Origin of the sequence: Saccharomonospora cyanea NA-134 (genome assembly GCF_000244975.1) — a bacterium.
GTDB classification, from domain to species: domain Bacteria; phylum Actinomycetota; class Actinomycetes; order Mycobacteriales; family Pseudonocardiaceae; genus Saccharomonospora; species Saccharomonospora cyanea.
Genome location: NZ_CM001440.1, coordinates 5,041,498 through 5,064,155 on the forward strand (window position 1 = coordinate 5,041,498; position 22,658 = coordinate 5,064,155).

At 71.7% G+C, this 22,658-nt stretch carries 20 protein-coding genes, 1 tRNA gene and 1 pseudogene; 7 read left to right on the forward strand and 15 right to left on the reverse strand.

Features of this window, described 5'->3' with window-relative positions; translation table 11 throughout:
- Positions 1-1,380 (forward strand): helix-turn-helix transcriptional regulator (locus SACCYDRAFT_RS27070; RefSeq protein WP_005460031.1); only part of this gene is annotated, 1,380 nt, incomplete at its 5' end.
- Here the strand turns inward: SACCYDRAFT_RS27070 and SACCYDRAFT_RS23530 are convergent.
- From SACCYDRAFT_RS23530 to SACCYDRAFT_RS23545, 4 genes are all read right to left on the reverse strand, one after another.
- On the reverse strand, positions 1,325-4,036 hold the full coding sequence (locus tag SACCYDRAFT_RS23530; RefSeq protein ID WP_005460033.1) for a PQQ-dependent sugar dehydrogenase: 2,712 nt from the start codon (positions 4,034-4,036) through the stop codon (positions 1,325-1,327). The two genes, SACCYDRAFT_RS27070 and SACCYDRAFT_RS23530, sit on opposite strands and share 56 nt — an antisense overlap.
- A 166-nt stretch (positions 4,037-4,202) precedes the next feature.
- Positions 4,203-4,290: transfer RNA gene (locus tag SACCYDRAFT_RS23535), tRNA-Ser, on the reverse strand.
- 24 nt (positions 4,291-4,314) lie between these two features.
- Entirely contained in the window at positions 4,315-4,830 is a 516-nt protein-coding gene (locus SACCYDRAFT_RS23540) for a nucleoside deaminase (protein WP_005460035.1), read from the reverse strand.
- Positions 4,827-5,309, reverse strand: a complete 483-nt coding sequence (locus SACCYDRAFT_RS23545; RefSeq protein WP_005460037.1) for a tRNA adenosine deaminase-associated protein — start codon at positions 5,307-5,309, stop codon at positions 4,827-4,829. The genes SACCYDRAFT_RS23540 and SACCYDRAFT_RS23545 overlap by 4 nt, the downstream gene beginning before the upstream one ends.
- 83 nt (positions 5,310-5,392) lie before the next feature.
- Between SACCYDRAFT_RS23545 and SACCYDRAFT_RS23550 the strand changes: the two genes are divergently transcribed.
- Both SACCYDRAFT_RS23550 and SACCYDRAFT_RS23555 read left to right on the forward strand, forming a co-directional pair.
- A complete protein-coding gene (locus tag SACCYDRAFT_RS23550; protein WP_005460038.1) occupies positions 5,393-6,625 on the forward strand; it encodes a M20 metallopeptidase family protein in 1,233 nt (410 codons plus the stop codon).
- Positions 6,626-6,633: 8 nt separating this feature from the next.
- Entirely contained in the window at positions 6,634-7,644 is a 1,011-nt protein-coding gene (locus SACCYDRAFT_RS23555; protein ID WP_005460039.1) for a prephenate dehydrogenase, read from the forward strand.
- Between the two features lie 19 nt (positions 7,645-7,663).
- On the opposite strand, the gene SACCYDRAFT_RS23560 is transcribed toward SACCYDRAFT_RS23555, so the two are convergent.
- From SACCYDRAFT_RS23560 to SACCYDRAFT_RS23570, 4 genes and pseudogenes are all read right to left on the reverse strand, one after another.
- Complete coding sequence (locus tag SACCYDRAFT_RS23560) at positions 7,664-7,903, reverse strand: antitoxin (protein WP_005460041.1); 240 nt, start codon at positions 7,901-7,903, stop codon at positions 7,664-7,666.
- Positions 7,904-7,960: 57 nt separating this feature from the next.
- Positions 7,961-9,907 (reverse strand): FUSC family protein, encoded by a 1,947-nt coding sequence (locus tag SACCYDRAFT_RS23565; protein ID WP_043537506.1) that lies wholly within the window; start codon positions 9,905-9,907, stop codon positions 7,961-7,963.
- A gap of 229 nt (positions 9,908-10,136) precedes the next feature.
- Positions 10,137-10,703, reverse strand: a pseudogene (locus tag SACCYDRAFT_RS27340) (DedA family protein); the annotation flags it as partial.
- Entirely contained in the window at positions 10,625-11,326 is a 702-nt protein-coding gene (locus SACCYDRAFT_RS23570) for a class I SAM-dependent methyltransferase (RefSeq protein WP_043536859.1), read from the reverse strand. The pseudogene SACCYDRAFT_RS27340 and the gene SACCYDRAFT_RS23570, both read right to left, overlap by 79 nt.
- A gap of 133 nt (positions 11,327-11,459) precedes the next feature.
- Between SACCYDRAFT_RS23570 and SACCYDRAFT_RS23575 the strand changes: the two genes are divergently transcribed.
- Positions 11,460-12,596, forward strand: a complete 1,137-nt coding sequence (locus tag SACCYDRAFT_RS23575; RefSeq protein ID WP_005460047.1) for a sensor histidine kinase — start codon at positions 11,460-11,462, stop codon at positions 12,594-12,596.
- 8 nt (positions 12,597-12,604) lie between these two features.
- On the forward strand, positions 12,605-13,243 hold the full coding sequence (locus SACCYDRAFT_RS23580) for a response regulator (RefSeq protein WP_005460049.1): 639 nt from the start codon (positions 12,605-12,607) through the stop codon (positions 13,241-13,243).
- Between the two features lie 130 nt (positions 13,244-13,373).
- Here the strand turns inward: SACCYDRAFT_RS23580 and SACCYDRAFT_RS23585 are convergent, their stop codons facing one another.
- From SACCYDRAFT_RS23585 to SACCYDRAFT_RS23615, 7 genes are all read right to left on the reverse strand, one after another.
- A complete protein-coding gene (locus SACCYDRAFT_RS23585) occupies positions 13,374-15,950 on the reverse strand; it encodes a CHAT domain-containing protein (RefSeq protein ID WP_005460051.1) in 2,577 nt (858 codons plus the stop codon).
- Positions 15,951-15,960: 10 nt separating this feature from the next.
- Positions 15,961-16,434 (reverse strand): hypothetical protein, encoded by a 474-nt coding sequence (locus SACCYDRAFT_RS23590; protein ID WP_005460053.1) that lies wholly within the window; start codon positions 16,432-16,434, stop codon positions 15,961-15,963.
- Positions 16,427-17,038 (reverse strand): RNA polymerase sigma factor, encoded by a 612-nt coding sequence (locus SACCYDRAFT_RS23595; protein WP_043536863.1) that lies wholly within the window; start codon positions 17,036-17,038, stop codon positions 16,427-16,429. The genes SACCYDRAFT_RS23590 and SACCYDRAFT_RS23595 overlap by 8 nt, the downstream gene beginning before the upstream one ends.
- 98 nt (positions 17,039-17,136) lie before the next feature.
- Entirely contained in the window at positions 17,137-17,499 is a 363-nt protein-coding gene (locus SACCYDRAFT_RS23600) for a protease inhibitor I42 family protein (protein WP_005460057.1), read from the reverse strand.
- Positions 17,500-17,630: 131 nt separating this feature from the next.
- Positions 17,631-18,269, reverse strand: coding sequence for a hypothetical protein (locus SACCYDRAFT_RS23605; protein ID WP_005460059.1), 639 nt, complete (start codon positions 18,267-18,269; stop codon positions 17,631-17,633).
- Positions 18,270-18,286: 17 nt separating this feature from the next.
- Positions 18,287-19,435, reverse strand: a complete 1,149-nt coding sequence (locus tag SACCYDRAFT_RS23610; RefSeq protein ID WP_005460061.1) for a C1 family peptidase — start codon at positions 19,433-19,435, stop codon at positions 18,287-18,289.
- Positions 19,436-19,526: 91 nt separating this feature from the next.
- Entirely contained in the window at positions 19,527-20,036 is a 510-nt protein-coding gene (locus SACCYDRAFT_RS23615; RefSeq protein ID WP_005460064.1) for a GbsR/MarR family transcriptional regulator, read from the reverse strand.
- A gap of 60 nt (positions 20,037-20,096) precedes the next feature.
- Here SACCYDRAFT_RS23615 and SACCYDRAFT_RS23620 point away from each other — a divergent pair, with 60 nt between their 5' ends.
- Together SACCYDRAFT_RS23620 and SACCYDRAFT_RS23625 are read left to right on the forward strand one after the other, a co-directional pair.
- A complete protein-coding gene (locus tag SACCYDRAFT_RS23620; RefSeq protein ID WP_043536865.1) occupies positions 20,097-21,002 on the forward strand; it encodes an ABC transporter ATP-binding protein in 906 nt (301 codons plus the stop codon).
- Positions 20,999-22,651, forward strand: a complete 1,653-nt coding sequence (locus tag SACCYDRAFT_RS23625) for an ABC transporter permease (protein ID WP_005460067.1) — start codon at positions 20,999-21,001, stop codon at positions 22,649-22,651. The genes SACCYDRAFT_RS23620 and SACCYDRAFT_RS23625 overlap by 4 nt, the downstream gene beginning before the upstream one ends.
- Positions 22,652-22,658: the final 7 nt, after the last annotated feature.

The following is a 22,658-nucleotide window of genomic DNA, read 5'->3' on the forward strand; positions in this document are numbered from 1 at the left end:
GCCGCCACCGCGTTCGTCCACAAAGGCCAGCTCGAACGCGCGAGCGAGCTGTACCGGTGGTCGGGCACCCGGCTCTCCCGCGTCCACTCCGCCCTCGTCGCGGTGCGGAACGGAAAGCTGGCCGAGGCGGAGTCGCTGCTCGACACGCCGACTGGGGACGAACCTCCGACGCTGGTCGGCACGGCCATGACGGCGCTGGTTCGGGGAACGGTCGAGTCGGTGACCGCAGGACCGACGCTCGCGCTGTCCACACTGGCCGATGCGGCGGAAGCCCTCGATCCCGTGGGACGGTCACTGTTCCTGCCCGACACCCCCGCCGCCGTGGGAGCGCTCGTCGGAATGCAGTGCGGGGAGTTGTCACTGGCCGAGACGTTGCTCGACCACGCCATCGAGGCCGACAGCGGAGGTCGCACCGCCCGCACCCGTCACCGGCTGCTGTCGGCGTGGACCGCGATGCTCAGGGGCGACACGGACACGGCCGACCGCACGCTCAAGGCGGTCGGCTGCGAGCTGTCCCCCCGCGACTGGCTCCTCGCCGTCGGGCTCCGAGCGGGCGTGGCCCGCAGGTCCAGCGACCTGGCCGCGCTGCGCGAACTCTGGAACGACGTGCGCGAGGCCGTGATCCGGCTGCGGGTCGAGCTGTTCACCATCCTGCCGTTCGGTGAACTCGCCGTCGCTGCCGCGCGCCTCGGCGAGCGTGAACGTCTCAGCCACCAGCTCGGACGCGCGCGGAACCTGCTGAACGCACTCGGCGAGCCGCCCCTGTGGTCGGCCTCGCTGCACTGGAGTGGCCTGCACGCGGCCATCACCGCCGATCAACGGGACGAGGCGGCCGAGCACGCGCGGGCGCTGTCGCGCTGCGCCGACCGCAGTTCCGACCACACCGGCTACCACCGGGCCCTCGCCGAGGCCGCCGGATGCTGGATCGACACTCTCGGCGGGACCGTCGACGCCGCCCGTGTCGACGCGGCGGCCAGGGCACTGCACGCGGCGGGACTGCGCTGGGACGCCGCGCGGCTCGCCGGGCAGGCCGCCATCCGCACCACCGACCGCGCCGCGATGGTGGCTCTGCTCGAATGCGCCCGCGCGTTGCAGGGCACCTCGCCGTCGGGTACCGCACAACCCGCGCCCCGGCCCGAGGTCGGTGTGCTCAGCGAACGCGAACGCCAGGTGGCGGAGCTGGTCGTGTCCGGTCTGACGTACCGGCAGGTCGGCGACCGGCTGTTCATCTCGGCCAAGACGGTCGAACACCACATGGCGCGGATGCGGCAGCGACTCGGTGCCACCAGCAGAGCCGACCTGCTGGCTCAGTTACGCGAGCTCGTCACGACGAACTCGCCCGGCGGACGATCACCTGGTCGTCGGCCGCGCGCCACGTGAGGGAACCGCTCTGGAAGTCGTTACGCCGACCGCCGGGTACGGAGTACTCGCTGGTCAGCGGATAACCGAGGTACGAACGCTCCCATCCGAGCTCCGCCCACCGCACCCGTATCGCGCCGTACACGGCGTGCGCTCCCGTGCGGGGCGTCCAGTACACCGAACCGCCCTTGGTGAAGTGGTTGTACCTGCCGATGCCGTCGGGCGTCCTCCGCTCGTCGGTGGTCGGATAACCCAGAGGCCCCCGCTCCCACTTCATCGCAGCCCAGCGTTTACGCACCTCGCCCCAGACCGCGTGGGCTCCCGTCCGCTGAGTCCAGTAGACGGACGCGGTGCGCGTGTAGGACGTGCCGAGGAAGTGGTTGAACCGGCCCTCGCCATCGGGGGTGCTGGTCTGGTCGGTGATGGGCGGCCCGAACCGTTCGTGCCCACCCAGCTCGACGTACTTCTCCGCGATCGGACCGTGCACCTCGTGCGTCCCCGAACGGGCCGACCAGTACAGCCGCCCTTCGGCGTGCTGGCGGTAGTACATGCCGCCGTCGATCACCACCGGGCCGGTCGGCTCGCCCAGCACCTCCCTCAGCTCCGGTTCCGCGTCGTAGCGCTGCTCGACGGGGGTGGCGTACACCGCGCTGACCGTGAGGTCCTCGTCGGGCATCGTGATCGTGCGCGTGCGCTCGGAGACACCGTCGTCCCACTGCGAGAACACCGAAACGCCGTCGGCCGCCGTCCGTGCCGCCGCGATGCCCACGGTGGCGCCCGCGGTCACCATGGCCGTTCCGGCCGTGCCGTTCGACGTGTCGTCGTCTCCCTCGCTGGTGATCTCCACGGCGGCGGGCACGTTGCTCGACAGCGAAAGGCGGTGCTCCCTCGGCATCGCCTCGTAGGTGTAGGTGCTCGAAACTCCTTCGCTGTCGGTGGCCGTCGCCGTCAGTTCCATGTGGGAGTCGGGGTGATCGGTGAACGGGACGGAGAACACCATCCCCTCACCCGACTCCGTCGGATGCGCGTGGCACGTCTCCTGTTCCGGGCAGTGCACCACCGTGGCCTGCCACCGCACGTCGACCAGCCCGTCCTCGGCATCGGTGGCCATCACGCTCACCGACACCCGCTCGCCCACCGCGTAAGTCCTGTCCTCCGGCGCCTTCGCACGCAGCACCGGCGTGTGGTTGCCAGGCACCACGGTGACCTCCGCCGTCCCCTCGGCTCCCGCGGCGTCGGTGACCGTGAGTTTCGCGGTGAACCGCTCCTCGGCCTCGCCGTAGGTGTGCTCCACCTGCGCGCCGGTGGCGGTGCCGCCGTCACCGAAGGCCCACTCGTACGTCAGGTGGTCACCGTCGAAGTCGAACGACTCCGAGCCGTCGAACGAGACCGTGCGGGTGTCCGGGTCGGTCTCCAGGGAGATGCGCGCGACGGGTTCCTGGTTGCCCGCCGTGTACACGAGGCGTTTCAGCTTCCCCGACGCGATGTCGGCGAACACGATGTCGCCACCCGCGGCCGTACCGAACTTCACGGGACGCCCCACGTGCGTGCCCAGCGGCGGGCTCTGCGGTGCCTGGGTCAGTCTGCCCTGGTGGTCGTAGCGGATCGACCACAGCTTCTGGTGGGTGTAGTCGCCGAAGAAGTAAGCGCCCCGGTACTTCTCCGGATAGGTCGATCCCGTGTAGACCACTCCGCCGGTGACGCTGTTTCCGTTGTCGACGCCCTTGCCGTGGCGGAACTTCACCAGCGGCGGGGTGTTGGGCGCGTGATCACACTCGGGCAGTTCACGGTAGCCGGGCGTGGGGTCGGAGCCCTCCCAGCACGGCCAGCCGTAGTCGCGGCCCGGCTGCACGAGGTTGATCTCCTCCCACCGGTTCCACCCGACGTCGCCGACGACGGGCAGCCCGGTGCGTGGGTCGAGGGAGAGCCGGAACGGGCTGCGGAACCCGCTGGCGAAGATCCTGCTGCGTGCGGAGTCGGGGGCGGCGGGGTCGTAGAAGGGATTGCTCTCGACGCCCTGCCCGTCGGCGGTGAGGTGCAGGATCTTGCCCTGCAACGCGTGCGGCTTCTGGGCCCGCAGGGCCAGGCGGTCGGTCTCGGTGTAGCTCGCGACGTCGCCGACCGACACCCAGATGGTGCCGTCGTCGTCGGGCACGATGCCGGTGATGCCGTGCACGTTGGAGTCACCGGGCAGGCGCAGCAGTTCCGTCTCACCAGTCAGGCCCGTCGGTTCGTCAGCTCCCGTGACCTCCCACCGCGCGAGCGTCAGGTCGTAGGAACCGCCGCCGGTGGGGACCGACCGGGCGAGGTAGACGTGGCGGGTGGTCTCGTAGTCGGACGCGACCGCGAGCCCCACGAGTCCCATGTCCTGCTGCGATTCGACGGCGAGGCTGCGGAGTGTCCGAGAACGACCGTCGGTCGACACCCACGCGACCGTGCCCGTCTTGCCCGTGGTGAGCGCGCTCCCGTCGGGCAGGTAGGCGAAGTCGGTCAGGTTTCCCGGTGACTGACCACTCGGCAGCTCCTTCAGCGAGAAACCTTCGGGCAGGTGCGGCTCTTCCGCCTGCGCACTGCCACCCCCAGTCAGTCCGATCACGGTGGTGAGGCCGGCCGTCAGCAGCATCGTGATGACGACGGCGGCCAGACGCGCGAACAGACGGTTCCCATCAGAGCACATACCGTCACCTTCGACGGCGACGGCCCAGGTGTTTCCGCCGACACGCCGATCGTGTTATTCAGCCCCCGGTTCGGGTGAACACGCCCACCCGTTCGAGGGGACCGTCGCGGCAGTCGGATGAAAAAGAAGAAGCCGGACGACCCGATGTGGATCGCCCGGCTTCCCGTGGCGGTAGCGGTGGGATTTGAACCCACGGACGGTTGCCCGTCACACGATTTCGAGTCGTGCTCCTTCGGCCGCTCGGACACGCTACCGCCGAATACGGTACCGCATGGCCGTCAACCGATCTCCGACGGGTCCGCACACGGATCTCGGCCCAGGTCGGCCCGGCCCCGGTGCCCGGCGAAGAAGTCGTTCAGCAACGCCGAGCACTCGACCTCCAGCACGCCGCCGAGCACCTCGGGCCGGTGGTTGAGCCTGCGATCACGCACGACGTCCCACAGCGAGCCCACCGCTCCCGTCCTCGGCTCCCACGCACCGAACACCACTCTGGCCACCCGAGCCAGGACGAGCGCCCCCGCGCACATCGTGCAGGGCTCCACGGTGACGGCGAGCGTGCAGCCTTCCAGCCGCCAGCCGTCACCGTGGACCCGCGCCGCCTCCCGCAGTGCCAGCACCTCCGCGTGCGCGGTGGGGTCGGCCAACTCCTCCCGCGCGTTGTGCGCACCGGCCAGCAACCGCCCGTCGGGCGCGAACACCGCGGCGCCGATGGGAACGTCGGCCGTGCCCCGCGCGCGCTCGGCGAATCCGAGAGCCACACGCACGGCGTCCAGGTCTGCGCGGTCGGGGATCACAGCTCGTCGAGCACCGCCGTGTACTGCTCCGAGAACCCGCACCGCTCGGCGATCATCTGCAACTGCTCGTCGGGGTAGAGCTCGACCTCGTTGACGATGACCTCGAGTTCCGCCTCCGGCATACCGAGGTCGGCCAGGATCTCCAGGTCCCCGGCGGGCCACACGACGTCGTCGTCGTCATCGGGCGCGTCGGCCCGCAGCAGGTCGAGCACGTCGGCCGCGATGTCGTAGTCCAGTGCGGCCGCCGCGTCGGAGAGCAGGAGCGACGCACCGCCCGGCGTCGGCCGGATGATGACGAAGAACTCGTCGTCCACCGCGAGCAGCCCGAACACCGCGCCGGTCGACCGAAGCTTGCGCAGTTCGGTGATGGCGGTGTCCAGCTCGGTCAGTGCCGCATCGGCCAGTCGACCGCAACGCCACCGGCCGTCCTCCCTGACGACGGCCACCGCGAACCCCGTGACCTGCTCTTTCACCGCCATAGGTCCACCGTATACCGAGCGGGGCCTTCCGGACCGACGAGACGACCGGCGAACGGAACGACCCGCCATGCCAGGATCGAGCCATGACTGGACCGACCGACCTGCCCTCGCTGCCCGACGCCCGGTTCGCCGGGCTGCTCGACGAGGCGAAGGCCCTCCAGCCGAGCACCGTCGCACTGCGGCGCGCCATCCATCGCCACCCCGAGGTGGGACTGCGGTTGCCCGTGACCCAGCAGGCGGTGCTCGACGCGCTCGACGGGCTTCCGATCGAGACCACGCTGGGCACCACGACCACGTCCGTCACCGGGGTGCTGCGAGGCGCCGAGCCCGGGCCCGCCGTGCTGCTGCGAGCCGACATGGACGCGCTACCGATGTCCGAGGACACCGGCCTCGAGTTCGCGTCCGAGGTGCCGGACGCCATGCACGCGTGCGGCCACGACACCCACGTGGCGATGCTGGTGGGAGCCGCCCGGCTGCTGGCCGACCACGTCGACGAGCTGGCGGGTTCGGTGGTGTTCATGTTCCAGCCCGGCGAGGAAGGCCACCACGGTGCCCGGCACATGATCCACGAAGGCGTGCTCGACGCGCCCGGCACCCGGGTGCGCAGCGCGTTCGCCCTCCACACCTTCGCCAACCTGCCCACGGGTGTCATCGCCACGAGGTCGGGGCCGGTGATGGCCTCCGAGGACAGTTTCCTGGTGCGGCTCATCGGCAAGGGCGGGCACGGCTCCATGCCGCACAGCGCGGTGGACCCGATCCCCGCCGCCGCCGAGATCGTCACGGCGTTGCAGACCCGCGTGACGCGGACGGTCGACGTGTTCGACCCCGCGGTCGTCACCGTCACCCGGATCGCGGGCGGTACGACCGACAACGTGATCCCCGAGTCCGCCGAGATCGAGGGCACCATCCGGACGCTGTCCGAACGCACCCGCGCGCGCCTGCGCACGGAGGTGCCCAGGGTGAGTGAACACATCGGCGAGGCACACGGCTGCCGAGTGGTGGCCGACCTGAGGCCCGGTTTCCCCGCCACGGTCACCGACGAGACCGAGACCCAGCGCGTGCTCGACCTCGCCGCCGAGGTACTGGGGGTCGACCGCTCGCGGCGGATGCCGAGTCCGATCATGGGCGCGGAGGACTTCTCCTACGTACTGCAGCGCGTGCCCGGCGCGTTCGCGTTCCTCGGCGCGTGCCCGCCGGACGCCGACCCCGCCGAGGCGGCGTCCAACCACTCCAACCGGGTGCGCTACGACGAGGACGCACTGGCCTACGGCGTCGCCATGTACGCCGCCTACGCGCTCGACAGTCTGCGGAAGTGACGGTTCGGATGAGCGGGGACACGGGCGAGGGAACGGGCAAGGGTGGCGCAGTGCGTGACGTGTGTGTGATCGGGCTCGGGCTGATCGGCGGGTCGGTGCTGCGGGCCGCCGTCTCCTCGGGCAGGAACGCGTGGGGAGCCACGGCGTCCGTCTCGGACGCCGACGCCGCCGCGGCCGACGGCTACGACGCGGGCACCGACGTGGTGGAAGCGCTGCGCCGGGCGGCCTCGTCGGAGGCCGTCGTGGTGCTCGCCGTCCCCCTCACCGCGGTGGAGTCGGTGCTCGCCCTCGTCGAGCGGCACGCGCCCGGTTGCCTGCTCACCGACGTGACGAGCGTGAAGGTGCCGGTTCGGGACGCGGCGCGGGCGGTGGCGCCGTCGGTGACGTTCGTGGGTGGGCATCCGATGGCCGGGACGGCCGAGTCCAGCTGGCACGCGGCGGCGGCGGAGTTGTTCGCGGGCGCCGCGTGGGTGACGACCGTGGAGCCCGACACCGTGTTGGCGGCCTGGCAGGAGGTGGCGACCCTGGCCGTCGACCTCGGTGCGCGAGTGGTGCCGTTGGGCGCCGGGACCCACGACGAGACGGTGGCGCGCATCTCGCACCTGCCGCACCTGCTCGCGGCGGTGCTGGCGTCGGTCGGTGCGGCGGGCGGCCCGGTCGCGGCGGCACTCGCGGCCGGTTCGTTCGCCGACGGCACCCGGGTGGCGGGCACGCGGCCCGCGCTCGTGCGAGCCATGACCGAGGGAAACCGCACGGCGCTGCTACCCGTGCTCGACGAGGCACTGGGTGCCCTCGGGGCGGCGCGCGGCTCGCTCGCCTCCACCGGAGGATTGGCCTCCACCATCGACGCGGGCCACAAAGCCGCCCGGAAGCTGGCGGAACACCGGCACGCGCCAACGACGAGCGTGCGGGTGCGGCTGTCCGCACCCGACGCCCGCGACGCGTTGCTCGCGGTCGGAGAACGCGGCGGCTACGTCACCGCGTTCGACGGTGACGTAGCGCTGGCCGAGGTGCCCTGACAGCGGGTCAGGGGCGGGGTCAGGGGCGCGGACCGGAAGGCGGCGGCTGGCCGCCCGGCTGGCCGGTGTCACCGCCGCCGGTGTTCTTGTGCAGGAACTTCTTGGCCTTCTCCGTGGCGGTGTCGATCTTGCTCGACTGCTTGCCGAACCGGGACTTGGCCATGCCGCTCGCCTTGTCCAAGCCCTGCTCGATCTTGTCGCTGTTCTTGGTCAGCGCGTCCTGTGCCTTGTGTTTCAGCTCGTTGAAGTTGATGCCCATACCACCAATGCACCAGCATCCGCGTGATCTCGCAACGTGAGCGCCACGCCCGGATCGTCAGCGCACGTGCCGGAACGTCCGTAGGTCCGGCCCGGTGACGGAGTCCAACGCACCCGCGAGCTGGCTGCGGACCCCCGCCAGCACCTCGCCACGGGGCAGTTCGACCTCGTTGGGCCTGGCCCCCGTACGCACGGCGAGGGACAACTCCGCAAGCGCCGCACGGACCTTACGCACTTCGCTGTCCTCGGGCGGCTCGGCCGCCTCCTGCCCGACGGCCACGGCGACCGCGGTGACGGCGTCGGTGAGTTGTTCGAGGGACACGATCGCGGGCCACCACGCGACGGCCTGCCGCCCGGCGGCCGACGGTTCCACCACGATCTGCTGGAAGGCCGTCCGCAGGTCGGACAGACCCCGGTAGGCCCGCCTGCGGCGGCGGGAGCGTTCGATGCGGTCGGCCTCGTCGCCGACCGGCCGGAGCGCGTACTCGGCGTACTCCGCGATCGTCTCGGCGACGTCGGCCAGCCTGCCGCCGAGCACCGGCCTTCGGCTACCCGGCCAGAGCAGGTAGCCGAACACGAGCACCAGCACGCAACCGATCGCGGTGTCGAGTATCCGGGCCGAAGCGACCTCGTCGACATCCGACGACAGCTCCATCTGCACCAGGATCAGCGGGGTCACGAACGCGCTCAACAGCCCGTAGTGACGTCCTTTGCCGAACGCGAGGCCCGCACCGAACAGGGCGATCAGGAGTACGAGCAGCGCTCCGTGCGGCACGAGCAGCAGCGCCGCGGTACCCAGGCCCGCGCCCAGCACGGTGCCGGCCCCGCGCAACACCGCCCGCCCGAAAACCGACCCGAAGTCCGGCTTCAGCACGAGGCCGACGGTGAGCGTGATCCAGTACGACTGCTCGGTCGGCACGAGGAACCGCGTCAGTTCGGCCAGCGCCACGCACACCGTGAGCCGCACCGCCGCGAGCCAGGTCAGCGGTCCGGACACGAGCGAGTGCGCCCACTCGGTGATTCGCTCCCGAGCCGACGTCCTGCTGCGGTGCAGACGTCGCTCCTCCGTGCCGATGTCGCTCAGCGCCTCGTACAACGCCGTCACGGCGGGGGCCTGCTCTGGACGCTCGTCCCGAGGCGGCTGCAACACGGGCAGCCGCGTGTCGGACAGCACGGCCGTCGCGAGGTCGGTGAAGTGCCCGATGAGCGCACGCGGTGGGTGCACGCCCGCATTGACCGCGGCGACGGTGGCCTCGATGGCCGGTGTGGTGGCGGCGAGCAGGTTGAGCAGCTTGCGGTAGGTGTCGTCGCGGCCCGACAGCCACGACCGCGCTGTCAGCAGGCGGTCGTACGCGGTGTTCAGCGCCTCCGTGAGCTGGTGTCGAGCATCCAGCGCCGACTTCTCGTCACCCACCGAGACGGCCGACAGCATCGTCGCGAGTTCGAGGTAGACCTGGGCGACGGCGCTGCGTTCCGGGCTGGTGGCGCGCACCGTCCAGCCCGCGAGAGCCACGGACAACCCCCATACGGCGCCTACGCAGAAGCAGGTGAGCGAGGTGCCCGCCGACACCTCGTCCGTCGAGTGCCCGATGCCGAGCACGGTGAAGACGAAGAGCTGCAGCGAGGCGATCGAGGCGTTGCTACCCGCCTCGCTGACCAGTGCGGACACCGCGGCGACGACGATGACGAGAGGCACGGACAGAGCGGCGTCGCCTCCGGCGAGCAGCCCGAGGGCGAACCCGAGCACAGCCGCGCACAGCGCTCCGGTCAGTCGCACCGCCCGCGCCCGGTACGTGTCGGAGATGTCGGCCGTGACCGACGGCAACGCTCCGGTGGACGCGAGCGCGCCGTAGCCGACGTTGCCGAACAGGTAGCCCAGCGCGATCGGCACCGACAGGATCACCGCAGCCCGGACGAGCTGCGTCCACTGGATCGGCTTCGGTGCGACACGCAGCAGGTTCACGACCCACCGGGGGGTGACACCGCCCGCGCGCTCGCCGGACACCTCCACGTGCCCATCTTGACGCACGGTTCCGGACGTGGCCGGGTGGCGGACGCCGCCCCACCGGTGCCCGTTCCACGGACGGCCGCGGTGCCACCCCGGCGGTGTTCCGGCTGTTCCGGCGGTGGACGCGGAGCACGACCACGCCGAGTCCGGCGAGGACCACCACGAGCGGGACGACCCCGGCGGCGGCCAGCCGTTCGTACGACGCCCCGGCCAGGTACCCCGCACCGGCCTCCGCGGACGCCCACACCACGGCCCCCGCCCCGCTGTAGGGGGCCAGGTCCCGGTAGCGCGTACCCGCGGCGCCTGCGACGTACGGGGCGAAGGTCCGCACCACCGGGACGAAGCGGCACAGCAGCAGGGCGGGGCCGCCGAACCGCCGCACCACCGACCAGGTCCGGTCCCACACCTCGGCGGGCACCCGGCGGCCCAGGCGGCAGCCGCGCAGGCCCGGCCCCAGTCTGCGCCCCGTCCGGTGGGCCAGCAGCTCGCCGACGACCGCACCCGCGACGGCACAACCGATCACCACGGGGAGGGACAGCGGCCCGGAGTACGCCAGGAAACCCGCGCACAGCAGCAGGCTGAGGGTCGGCACGAAGACGCCGACCAACAGCACCGACTCCAGCGACACGGCACCGAGCACGACGCCGTACGCGAGCGGGGAGGGAACTCCCTCCAGCAGCGCGACCGGGTCCGGCACCGCGGCGAGGTGGAAGGTCACGCGGCGTCCGCCGCCCGGGCCACCGTCCGCTCGGACCGCAGGTGCACGACCCTGGCGGGCGGCAGGTTGCCCCACACCACGCCCCCTCCGGTGCCGTAACGGGACTCGATCCCGGTCAGCAGGGCGGTCACCGACCGGTGCCGCACGATCTCGGCGCGGCCGGGCAGCAGCGTACGCAGGACACGCGTGCCCAGGTAACGGAAGTACGACAGGTGTCCGCCGGGAACGAGCAGGGACAGATAGCGGTCCATGATCTCCTGTACCTCCCCGGGTTCGAAGTTGGCGAAGGGCAGGCAGGAGACGATCACGTCGTAACGACGGCCCAGCTCCAGCCGGGTGATCGATCCGGGCACGATCCTGATGTCCCCGGACGCGGCGCACAGCGCGGGGTCGGTCACGAGAGCACGGTCCAGGAGATCGACGAACCTCGGGTTGAGTTCCACCACGTCCAGGCGGTCCTGGGGACCGAGGAGCCCGGCCAGGGTCCGCGTCACCGAACCGGTTCCGGCGCCGACCTCCAGCACGGACAGCGGCCGGTGAGACCGGTGCCGCTCCCCTGCCAGCCGTTCGGCGAGCCGGGCGGCGAGGCCGGCGCTGCTCGGGGCGATCGCCCCGGTGGTACGAAAGGTCCGGGTCGCCTCGCGCAGAAAAGCCAGTCGTCCGGCGAGGGTTGCTGATTCGGTGTGTGTCGCTTCCATGGCGGTGACACTATGGAACGCCGTTTTCGGCACCATCGGCCGTTGTGCGACGGCACACCCCTACGAAAGTAGAGGGCGCGCCGGGCGTTTCGACGGTGGCACCGGCCGGTGCCTCTCGGCCTATGCTCACGCTGTGCTGAGCGCGGTGGAGCGGACGTGGCCGTGGTGGGCCGAGGTGCTGCTGCTCTTCGGCGTCGGGGCGCTGTCGGTCCAGGAGGCGTACGTGGGCGCCGGAGGCACCCTGGCCAGCCCGCAGGTGGCCCTGGCCGCCGCGGCGGGGCTGTCCCTGGCGGTGCGCCACCGGTGGCCGGTGGCCGTCTCGGCCTGCACCGTGGCGGTGGCGGCCTTCCTCGGTATCGCGCTGCCGCTCATGGCCGTGTTGTTCCACCTCGCCTACGTCGGTCGCGTGACCGTCGCGGTGGCCTGCGCCGTCTGTGCCATGGCAGGCAACCTGGTCCTGCAGGAACAACACGGCCTGTGGACCACCCGGTCGTACGGCCCCTTGCTGCTGCCGGTGGCCGTGCTCGCCCTGGGGTTGTGGATGGGCGGCCGTCGGCGCCTGGTCGCCTCCCTCGACCGGCAGGTCGAGCAACTGCGGGTGGAACGCGAGTTGCGTGCCGAGCAGGCCCGGTTGGGGGAGCGGGCCAGGATCGCCGCCGAGATGCACGACGTGCTGGCCCACCGGCTCAGCGTGCTCGCCCTGCACGCGGGCGCGCTTCAGCGCCGCGCCGCCGTCCTCCCCGCGCCGGTGGCCGACCGCGTCGACCTGCTGCGGACGACGTCCACCGAGGCCCTGCGCGACCTGAGGGACGTGCTCGGGGTGTTGCGCGACAGCGAGCCGGACGGCGAGCACGGAACCCGGTCACCGGGACCGCGCGACCTGCCGACACTGCTGCACGAGGCACGCACCGCCGGGCAGCGGATCGACGCGGTGGTCGAGGGCGACGTGACCGCGGTACCGGTCAGCCACCGGCTCGCCGTGCACCGCGTGGTGCAGGAGGCCCTCACCAACGCCAGGAAGCACGCGTCCGGTGCCGCGGTGCGGGTCGTGGTGCGATACGGGCCTCCGAAGTCCGCGATCGAGGTGAGCAACGAGGCCGGAACGCGGGCCGGGCTCGCCGAGGTGGACAGCGGGTACGGGTTGGCCGGGCTGACCGAACGGATCGCCTCCCTCGGCGGCCGCCTGGAGTACGGCCCCACCGAGCCGGGCGGGTGGCGTCTCGTCGCCGAGATCCCCCTCCACGACCACACGACCTCGGGAGCGACGTGATCCGGACGATGATCGTCGACGACGACCACCTGGTCCGGCTGGCCCTCGCCGACATTCTCGACACCGACCCCGGTATCACGGTGGTGGCGCAGGCGGGCGACGGCGCCGAGGCCGTCGAGGTGGCGCGCTCTCGCCAGGTGGACGTCGCGTTGCTGGACGTGCGCATGCCCCGCATGGACGGCATCACCGCCACCCGACACCTGCGCGCGCTGCCCCGGCCACCCCAGGTCGTCGTGCTGACCACCTTCGACCTCGACCAGTACGTCTACGACGCCCTGGCCGCGGGCGCCTCGGGCTTCCTGCTGAAGGACACCGAGCCGGAGGAGATCGTCAAGGCCCTGCGGGTCGTCGCGGAGGGCCAGGCCATGCTGCACCCGTCCGCCGCCCGGCGCCTCATCGACCGCTACCACCGCACAGCCCGCACCCTGACGGCCGCCGAACGCTCCCGCGCCGACCGGCTGACCCCGAGGGAACGGGACGTACTGGCGCTGCTCGCCGACGGAGCGTCCAACGCCGAGATCGCCACCACCCTGGGAATGCGGGAGAGCACCGTGAAGGCACACGTCAGCCGCATCCTGTCCGCCCTGGAAGTGGGCAACAGGGTGCAGGCAGCCCTGTTCGCCCGGGACGCGGGGATCGCCCACTGACCGCTCGACGGCCGCGCTCCGCACCGGTCGCCGGTGACCGTCCGAAGTGGAGAAGAAGCCGGTGATCCGACGGCACAGGAGCCGGAACACGGGACGCGCTGTCAGGGAGCCCAAGACGGTGCGGCAGTGGTCAGCCCGCGCCGAGACAGAGGAACGGGCGGCGGAACGGATCCACGGCGGTGGCCTCGGCGAGGGCCACCGCGGGCGACCTGCCGGAGGCGAGCCGTTCGTGGAGGTCGGCCATCGCTTCCGCCGACGCGTTGTCACCGACGCGCGCCACCGCGCCGACCACCGTGCGACACCCGCTCGCCAGCAGCGCACCCGCGAACCCGAGCGCCTCCTCGCCCGGCCGGATGTGGCTCAACGCCAGTTCACAGGCAGCGAGCACCACGCGGTCCGGTGGGTTCGCCAGTCGCGCGGCCTCGTGCGCGAAGAGCGGTCCGTCCACAAGCTCCAGGCGGGAGAACAGCGCGTTCGCCGGTTCGTGGGCTCCGTGGGCGACGAGGTGAGCGAGCCCCGAACCGTCCAGTGCCTCCAGTACCGCGTGACTCGTCGCCTTCTCACCGTCCACGAGCCTCGCCGACGGGTACACCGACGTCAGTTTGCCCACCTCACCGACCGCGCCCGGCACACCGGGCCCGCCGACCAGCACCACCGGCTCGGATCTCCCGGCGCTCGCCGCGCCGAGCCACGCGGTGGCGGACGGAGCGACCGAAAGCGGTCGCCCGCGCATGCTCGGCAACGCGGCCCACGGCAGCGCGTGCAACGAACCCGTCGGGATGATCACCAGCTCCCGGTCGCCGAGGAGCGGCCCGAGCGGTTCGAGCAGCACCTCGTCGAGCCGGTCGGCTCGACGGCGTGCCGACGCCAGCACCGCCGTGGCGAGCGGCGTGGGCAGATGGTCCGGAGCGAGCGCGTCGAGGTCGGCCCGGAGCTGGTGAGTGATCTCCACGGCGTCCCCGAGCGGCCCCAGCCGCACGAGTTCGAACCGGCCGTCGCGCACCACCACGGCGGCGAGGGTGTCCGCGTGCCCCACGAAGCTCACCATCACGCGTTCACCGAGCTCGGCGGCCACCTGGTCCGGCGCCGCCACCGGGCGCGGGCGGCCCCACTGGCTCGTGTACCAGCCGAGTCTGCTCGCCTCCCGCTGCAACCACGCGTAGCGGTTCTCCAGCGCGGTCACCGGTTTGCCCGCGAGCCGGTTGTGCTGCACCGAGCGCTGGACGTGCCGCATCTCCGCGAGGTACTTCGCCAGCACCGGATCGTCGATCGTGGGCATCGGCTCGTAGCGGTACACCTGGGCTCGCGTGCGTTCCTGCCAGCCGAACAACCGGCGCGCCCCGGCCTGCCCCCGGGCGCTCTCCAGCACCAGCCCGACGGCCAGGGTGCCCAGTTCGTGGCCGTGCACCGCGGTGCCGCAAAGCAGGTCCAGACCACCCATGCGATCACGTGCCCACCCGAGTTCCACCAGCCCGGCCCGCGCCTGGGCCAGCGCCGAGCGCCGGTTCCGCGTGGCCACCGCGAGTTCGGCCCGGCACAGCCGTAACAGCATCCGGTGGTCGACCGGGCTGGTACGGCGAGGCTTCGGCACCTGCGCGAGCAGGGCCTTCGCCGTCTCCAGCTCCCCTCGCCGCAGCCGGAGGCGGACGGCGAGCAGGCGTGCCGCCGCGGTCTCGTCGCGCAGCCCGAGTCGCTCCAGCCGGTGCGACAGGTCCACGAGCGCCGACGGCAGCCGGGCGGGTGGCCGCGCGCACTGTTCGAGTACCTCGGTGGCGTCGGCCCGCAGCCGCGCGAGCGCGGCGACCTCCGCCCACGGCAGGTTGCCGCGCCTCAGAAACCGTCGTCGCGCCGACACCGCGAGGCGACGAGCGGTGTCGAACTCACCCTCCAGCAGCGCGGCAGCGGCTCTCGCCACCTCCGCCTCGGCCAGGTCCTGGATCACGCGGTTGCGCCGGAACTCCGGCAGCGCCTCGTCCAGGTGGCGCGCGGCCTCCGTTGCGAGGCCCGCCACCAGCAACGCCCGCGCCTGGTCGAGTCGCACCCTCGCCACCCAGCCCGGTGCGGCGTTCTCCAGGATGCGCGCCGCCTCGTCGTAGTGCCGCAGCGCACCGGGGATGTCGCCGGTGAGCTGGGCGAGGTCTCCCAGTCCGTGCCGGGCCTTGCCCTCGATGCGGGTGAGCCGGTGTTCGGCCGCCAACCGGATCGCCTGGTCGAAGTCCTTGGCCGCCGCGTCGAGGTCGCCCGTCTCGGCGTGGATCTGCGCCCGGTTGGTCAGCGTGCGCGCGAGCAGCAGCCCGTCGTCGAGGTGCAGCCTCTCCAGTGCCGGGATGATGGAGTCGAACAGCGCGACGGACTCGGACGCACGCCCCACCCGGAACAGCAGCAGGGCACGCTGTCCGGTGATGACGGCGCCGAGCTCCTGCCGTAGCGGGCCTTCCGGGAGCCGCTCCAGTTCGGCTCTCGCTCGCTTCAACCCACGGAACCCGTCGGCCGTCGAACCGACCTCGGCGGTCGCCAACGCCAGGCTGATGCGCACCCGGATCCGGGCGGCCACCCACTCCGGGGTGTCGCGACCGGAACCGTCGATCAGGCGCAGCGCCTTCCGCAGCAGGCGGATGGCCTCGACGTTGTGCGCGCTCGCCGCCGCGTCGTTCGCCCGACGGTGAAGTGCGAGAACGGCGGGGAGGCGCGTGTGGTGAGGAGACACTCCGCCGACGTCAGAGAACGACCGCGGGCGTCACCACTGTTCGCCGTCCGCCTTCACCGCCGACGTGGACGACGATCTGGGTGGTACCGCTCGGGACGTCGTTCAACACGAACCGGCCTCCGTCGTCGGCGACGGTCGAACACGTGTCGTGGCCCGCCACCCGGACCTCGACGGCATGCTCCCCCTCGGGGACGAGCCAGCCGTCGATACGGTGGCACGGCCCCGTCTTCGTAAGGTTGATCATGACGGTGAGGTCGCTGACGGTGAAGGTGATCGTCCCCTGGGTGACGCTGCGCACGCCCGCCATAGCGTCGGCCCGCTCCCACTGAGCCACCTCGACGTCGAGATCCTCCAGCGCGAGGGCGAACTGCACCCGTTCGACGAGGTCGGCGGGAGGTGGATCGAACTCGTCGACCAGCCGGTCGAGGTCCAGAAGCAGTGTGTCGAGTGTGTCGTCGTCCGGGTAGGAACTGCCCTCATGCATCCGCTGCCCCCTCCTGAGCGTCCAGCGTCTCCCGCAGGCGCCGCAGGCACCGGCCTCTGGTGGGCCCGATGCTCCCGCGCGGCATCCGCAACACGTCGGCCACCAACCCGTACTCGGCGCGGCCCGCGAGCACCGTCAGCCGGATCAGTTCCTGGCAGCGATCGGGCAGCGTGCGGAACGCCGCCCAGATGCGCCGGTCGCGGTCGGCCCGCATCGCTTCGGCCTCCGGCTCGGGCTGGCTGCTCGGCACGGTCTCGGCCAGCTCGTCGGTCAGCGGCACCGGGCGGCTCAGCCGTTGGGCGACGTCCCGGGACTCACGCCGCGTCGTGGTGATCAACCACTTCGCGAGCGCCTTCGGATCCTCGATCCTCTCCAGATTCCGGAAAAGGGCCAACCACACGGTCTGCACCACGTCCTCGGCCGTGTGTCTGTCGAGACCGTTACCTCGCGCGACCTGCCACACCAGCGGGGTCAGTTCCTTGACCAGCCGGTTCATGGCTGTGCGGTCACCGGCCTTCGCCGCGTGCATGCACGCCGCGTACAGCTCGTGACCGTCCAAACCGTCCCACGACGGATCGGCCTCGGCCGTTCTGGCGTCGGTCAACGCATTCGCCTTCCCGGATCTCGGTGTCGATATTCGCGAAGGCAGTATCTCCGGCTGGTCGGACCGACACAGCGTCTTGGTGGAAACCAATCCCATACTCACTCGTTCGGGCTAGCGGACACGACGAAGCGAACCGAGCGGCGCGGCCGTGGGTCCCAGGGCCGCGCCAGCTCGGTTTCGATGAGGTGCCGGCCGGCGACGACGACGTCGAACACCAGCCGACGCACCCCACCTCCCCCAGGGGCCCCACCCCCAACGGGCCCCTTCTCCGGATGGCCGCCACCCCCACGGACGTACTCGTCGGCGACCAGCCGGACCCCCTCGGAAAGGCGCGATGACCAGTGGTAACCGGACGTCCTGCGCTCCGGGAGCCGCAGCTCCACGGTGTCGCCGACGCGGAGCCGCACCGGGCGGTCCGCGTCGGCCTCGGTGAGCCGGACGATCGTCACCTCACCTCTCACCTGCCTCCCACCACCGGCGACATGTCACCGGGCTCCCCCAGCACCCGGTGACAACCCCCGATCCGGCGGTACTGCGGTGGCCGGCGGCCCCCTCGACTGCCGGCCACCTGCTCGACACGTGGGTCACGCCCTCAGACGAGCAGCTGATCGATGTGCCCACGTGAGTCCTCGTGATACGCCACCGGAAGCCGGTGGGTCCTCGCCAGCAACGCCAGCAGCACCAGGTGGCTGTGCCCGGAGTCCGATGCCGACGACAGCAGCCTCCACCCGATGCCGTGGATCGCGATCCACACGCCGGGGCTCTCGGACGCCGACCACAGGTGGGTGATCGAGGCTCCCTGGACCCAACCACCTGCCGAGGCGACCGAGGCGGGCCTCGCCTCGGTGTGCGGCACCGGCACGGGAGCCGGCACCGGGGCGCCGGCGGTACCCGCGGTGCCCGTCAGGCCCGCCGTACCGTTGTGCGGCGGCTGGTACGGATCCCACCCGGTCGGCATCACCGGTCGAGCGGGCGGTGCGTACGGGTCCCATCCCATGGGCAGCACGGGCGCGGTCCGCACGGGCGGGGTGTACGGATCCCACCCGGCGGGCGTCACCGGAGCCGACCGCACCGGAGGTGAGTACGGATCCCAGCCGGTCGGCGCCACCGGCCGGGCAGGCGGCGTGTACGGGTCCCACCCGGTAGGGGGGAGCGGCGGCTGCTCGTCGGCCGTCGGCTTCTCCTCCGGCTCGGTGCCGTTGTCCTGGTCGGTGACCATGTCCTGCGTCATGTGCGTTCTTCCTTCGTTCAGCCGGCGAGTTGGACGGCGCCGAGTTCCTGCCCCACGACGAACGGCGCGCAGCTCAGTCCTCGCGCCCTGGCCAGACCGAGCACGGCGAGATCGGTGGTCTGGTCCCCCTTCCGCGACAGCCGGGCCCAACCCAGGTTCTCCAGGTACGCCCAGCTGTTGCCCTCATGGGCCGAGGTGAACAGTCCGAGCGCGCGCTGGGCGGGAAGCCAGGCGCGCAGATCCACACCCGTGCAGCCGAGGGTGGTCGGGCGCGGGTCCGGATAGTCCTCGATGAAGGCCTCTCCATAGGCGACACGCAGGAACCCGCTCTCCCCCCAGTCGCGTCCCCACGAGTTCTTGGCGATCCAGCACCCGGCGTCGTCGTCCCAGCCGATCAGCGCGACGCAGTGTCCGCCGCTGGTCTGCTCGGTGGTGTGCCGGTAGACGCCCCCGGTGTAGTGGAACAGGTCGTCGTACACCACGAGGCACGCCGTGACGGGCCCGTACGCGTACAGGTGCTCCTTGATCGCGACCGGATCGCGGCTGAGGTCGACGACGTCACGTGCCCGGGCCGTCCGGTCGCGCCATCCCGGGTTGAGGGCGCCGGCGTCGTCGTCGGTGTACGGGTAGTGGTCCTCGAACGTGACACCGATGTCGCGACAGTCGGCGAGCAGCTCGTCGGGCCAGGTGCCGTCGGGCAGGATCGCCTCGCGTGCCGCCGCGTGCCCGAAGAAGAGGTGGGCCTCGGACAGGTCCAGTGCCAGCCCCGGCGCACGCCGCGTGTACGCCGCCGTGGACTCCAGCGTGGCCAGGACTCCGAACGCGCTGCACGAGCCGCAGTCACCCTGGTCCTTCACCGCGGTGACGTAGTCGGCGCCGTCGACGTCGCGGAGGTCGAACGCCCGGGGCAGGTGCGGAGTCGACGCGTGCGGAGCCGTGGTGTCCCCGCCACGAAGCGCGAGCGCCGCCTCGGCCATGCGGGCAGGCAGCTCGGCTCGGGCGTCGATCTCCTCGGCCGCGGGCGCGGGCACGCCGAGTCGGCGTCGGCGGGCGTCGCGCGCGAGCCTGCCGACGGGTGTCTCACCGCACTGCCACGGATCACCCAGTGCGGCCAGGGAGTCGCGGATCGCCGCGATCTCCGAGGCGCAGGGATGCTCTGGGCTCACGGGTCCTCCAAAGATCACCGAATCGGCTGACACTCCACAGGAGGGTGAGGCGGCCCCTCAGATACATCGGCGATCGAAAATTCTTGTGCGCTCACGTTTCCGCACGTCGGCCGCGTTCCTCGTGCCACCGGTCGAAGAGTGCGGGGATCTCCGTGACGAGGAAGTCGAGGAAGTCGGCCATCTCGGCCAGCCGCCGTCCCGCCGGGGTGCCCGCGCCGACCGCGTCGACCCCCTCGATCGTCGCGTCCCGCCACATCTTGAGCATGCGATCCCGCTTCAGAAAGGAGGCGAACCAGAGGTCGTCGTAGAGCCGGTAGTGGTCCCGGCGCTCACCGGGGAGACGCTCTCGGGCCACCATCCCCACGTGCTCCAGGTAGCGCACCGCGCCGGAGACGGCCGCCGGGCTGAGGGAGAGTTCCTCGGCGAGTTCCCGAGCCGTCATCCTGCCGCTCTGCGACACCGTCAGCGCGGCGAACACCCTCGCCGCCGTGCGTTGAAGGCCGATGTCGGTGAGGGTGATCGCGAGCTTCTCCACGTAGGAGCGCACGGTGTCCTCACTGCCCTCGCTCGGGTCCCGTTGCGACTGCGGCCTGCTCGACATGTGGATCACTCTCCGTTCTGAACATTCACAAATTTATGAATGTTCTGTATGTTCCATCGTATGGGCAACTGCATCTCCATATCAGGACTGCGCAAGGCGTTCGGGCCCACCGTCGCCCTCGACGGTCTCGACCTCTCCGTGACGACCGGCGAGGTGCACGGCTTCCTCGGCCCCAACGGCTCGGGCAAGTCGACCACCATCCGCGTGCTGCTCGGCATGCTCAAGGCCGACGGCGGATCGGTGACGCTGCTCGGTGGAGACCCGTGGCGGGACGCCACCCGGCTGCACCGCCGCCTCGCCTACGTTCCCGGCGACGTGAACCTGTGGCCGACCCTGAGCGGCGGGGAGGTCATCGACCTGCTCGGACGGCTTCGCGGCGGCCTCGACGCCCGCCGGAGAGCAGAGCTGATCGAACGGTTCGACCTCGACCCGAGGAAGAAGGGCCGCGCCTACTCGAAGGGCAACCGGCAGAAGGTGGCGCTCGTGGCCGCGCTGGCCTCGGACGTGGACCTGCTGGTGCTCGACGAGCCCACGTCCGGCCTCGACCCGCTCATGGAGGCCACCTTCCGCGACGTGGTCAGGGAGGAGCGCGCTCGGGGCCGCACGGTGCTGCTGTCCAGCCACATCCTCTCCGAGGTCGAGGACCTCTGCGACCGCGTGAGCATCATCCGCGCGGGCCGCACGGTCGAGTCCGGCACGCTCACGGAGCTGCGCCACCTCACCCGTACGACGATCACCGCCGAGCTGGCGGGCCCACCGGACGGTCTGACGAGCCTCGGCACCGTCCACGACCTCCGTGTCGAGGGCAGCCGGGTGCGCTTCGCCGTCGAGAGCGGCGCGCTCGGCGAGGCGCTGCGCACGCTCACCTCCATCGGCGTGCACAGCCTCACCAGCCAGCCGCCCACTCTGGAGGAGCTGTTCCTGCGCCACTACACGCACTCCGCCGCCGAAGCGGGGACGCGATGAGCGAGACGAACACCGCCACGCGGACCTCACCCACCGGCACCGTGCTCACCCCGGCGGGCGGAGCACTCACCGGCACCGGACAGCTCGTGCGCCTCGCACTGCGCCGCGACCGCCTGCTGCTGCCGCTGTGGACCGTCGTGATCGCCGCCCTGCCCGCCGCGAGCGCGGGCGCCTACGAACAGCTCTATCCCGATCCGGCGCAGCGGGCCTCACTGACGACCAGCCTCGGCGACAACCCCTCGATCTCGCTGCTGTACGGCCCGGCCCACGACCTGTCGACGGCGGGCGGCTTCACCGCCTGGCGGTTCGGCACGATGCTGTCGGTGTTCGCCGCGTTGGTGTGCGTGTTCACGATGGTGCGGCACACGCGGCAGGAGGAGGACACCGGCAGGCAGGAACTGCTGTCGTCCACCGTGGTCGGAAGGTACGCGCCCCTCACCGCGGCGCTCGCCGTGTGCATGGGTTTCGCGCTGGTCACCGGGGTCGCCACCGCGGTCGCGCTGGCGGCCACGGGCATCGCCGCGGCGGGCGCGTTCGCGTTCGGGCTCGGGCTGACGGCGGTGGCGCTGGTCTTCACCGGGGTCGCGGCGGTCACCGCGCAGCTCGCCGAGTACTCCAGGACGGCCAACGGGCTGGCGGGCGCGATCCTCGGGGTCGCGTTCGCACTGCGAGCCGTGGGCGACTCGGCGGAGGTGACGTGGTTGTCGTGGTTGTCGCCCGTCGCCTGGTCGACCCAGGCTCGCCCGTTCGCGGGGGACCGGTTCTGGGTGCTGCTGCTCCCGCTGGTGGTCACCGGTGTGCTCGTCGCCGTGGCGTACGTGTTGCAACGCAGGCGGGACGTGGGACTCGGGCTGCTGCCCTCGGCGCTCGGTCCCGCCTCCGCCGGGCCCCGGCTGCGCACGACGTTCGCCCTCGCCACGCGCCTGCACCGGGGAACCCTCATCGGCTGGGTCGTCGGTTTCGCACTGCTGAGCGCGCTGTTCGGAGCGCTGGCCTCCGACATCGGCGACATCGTCGGCGGCAACGAACAGATGCGCGAGGTACTGGCCCGGATGGGCGGCAGCCAGGGCGTGGTCGACGCCTACCTCGCCTCCACGGCCAACATCCTGGGCATGGTGGCCGCCCTGTACGTCGTGCAGTCGGCGCTGCGGATGCGCTCCGAGGAGACCGCGCTGCGGGCCGAGCCCCTGCTGACCACCGGCGTCTCCCGGCTCCGCTGGATCGCGGGACACCTGGTGTTCGTGTTCGGGGGCGGTACCGCGCTGCTGCTGGCGTCGGGAGTCGGCATGGGACTCGCCCACGGGGTCCGGACGGGCGACGTCGCCGGGCAGGCCCCGGACGTGCTGCTGGCGTGCCTCGTGCAGCTTCCCGCCGTGTTCGTCGTCGGTGGTGCCGCCGTGGCGCTGTTCGGCATCCTGCCCGCGTACACCGGTGCGGCGTGGGCCGTGGCGGCCGTGCTCCTGCTGCTGACGATGTTCGGTCCGGTGCTCGACCTCGACCAGGCCGTGTTGAACGCGTCGCCGTTCCAGCACGTGCCCAAGGTGCCGAGTGTCGACGTCACCGCGGCGCCGCTGCTCTGGCTGGCCCTGGCGGCGGTCGCGCTGACGGCGGCGGGCGTCGTGCGGTTCCGGGGCCGCGACATCGGGTGAGCGTCAC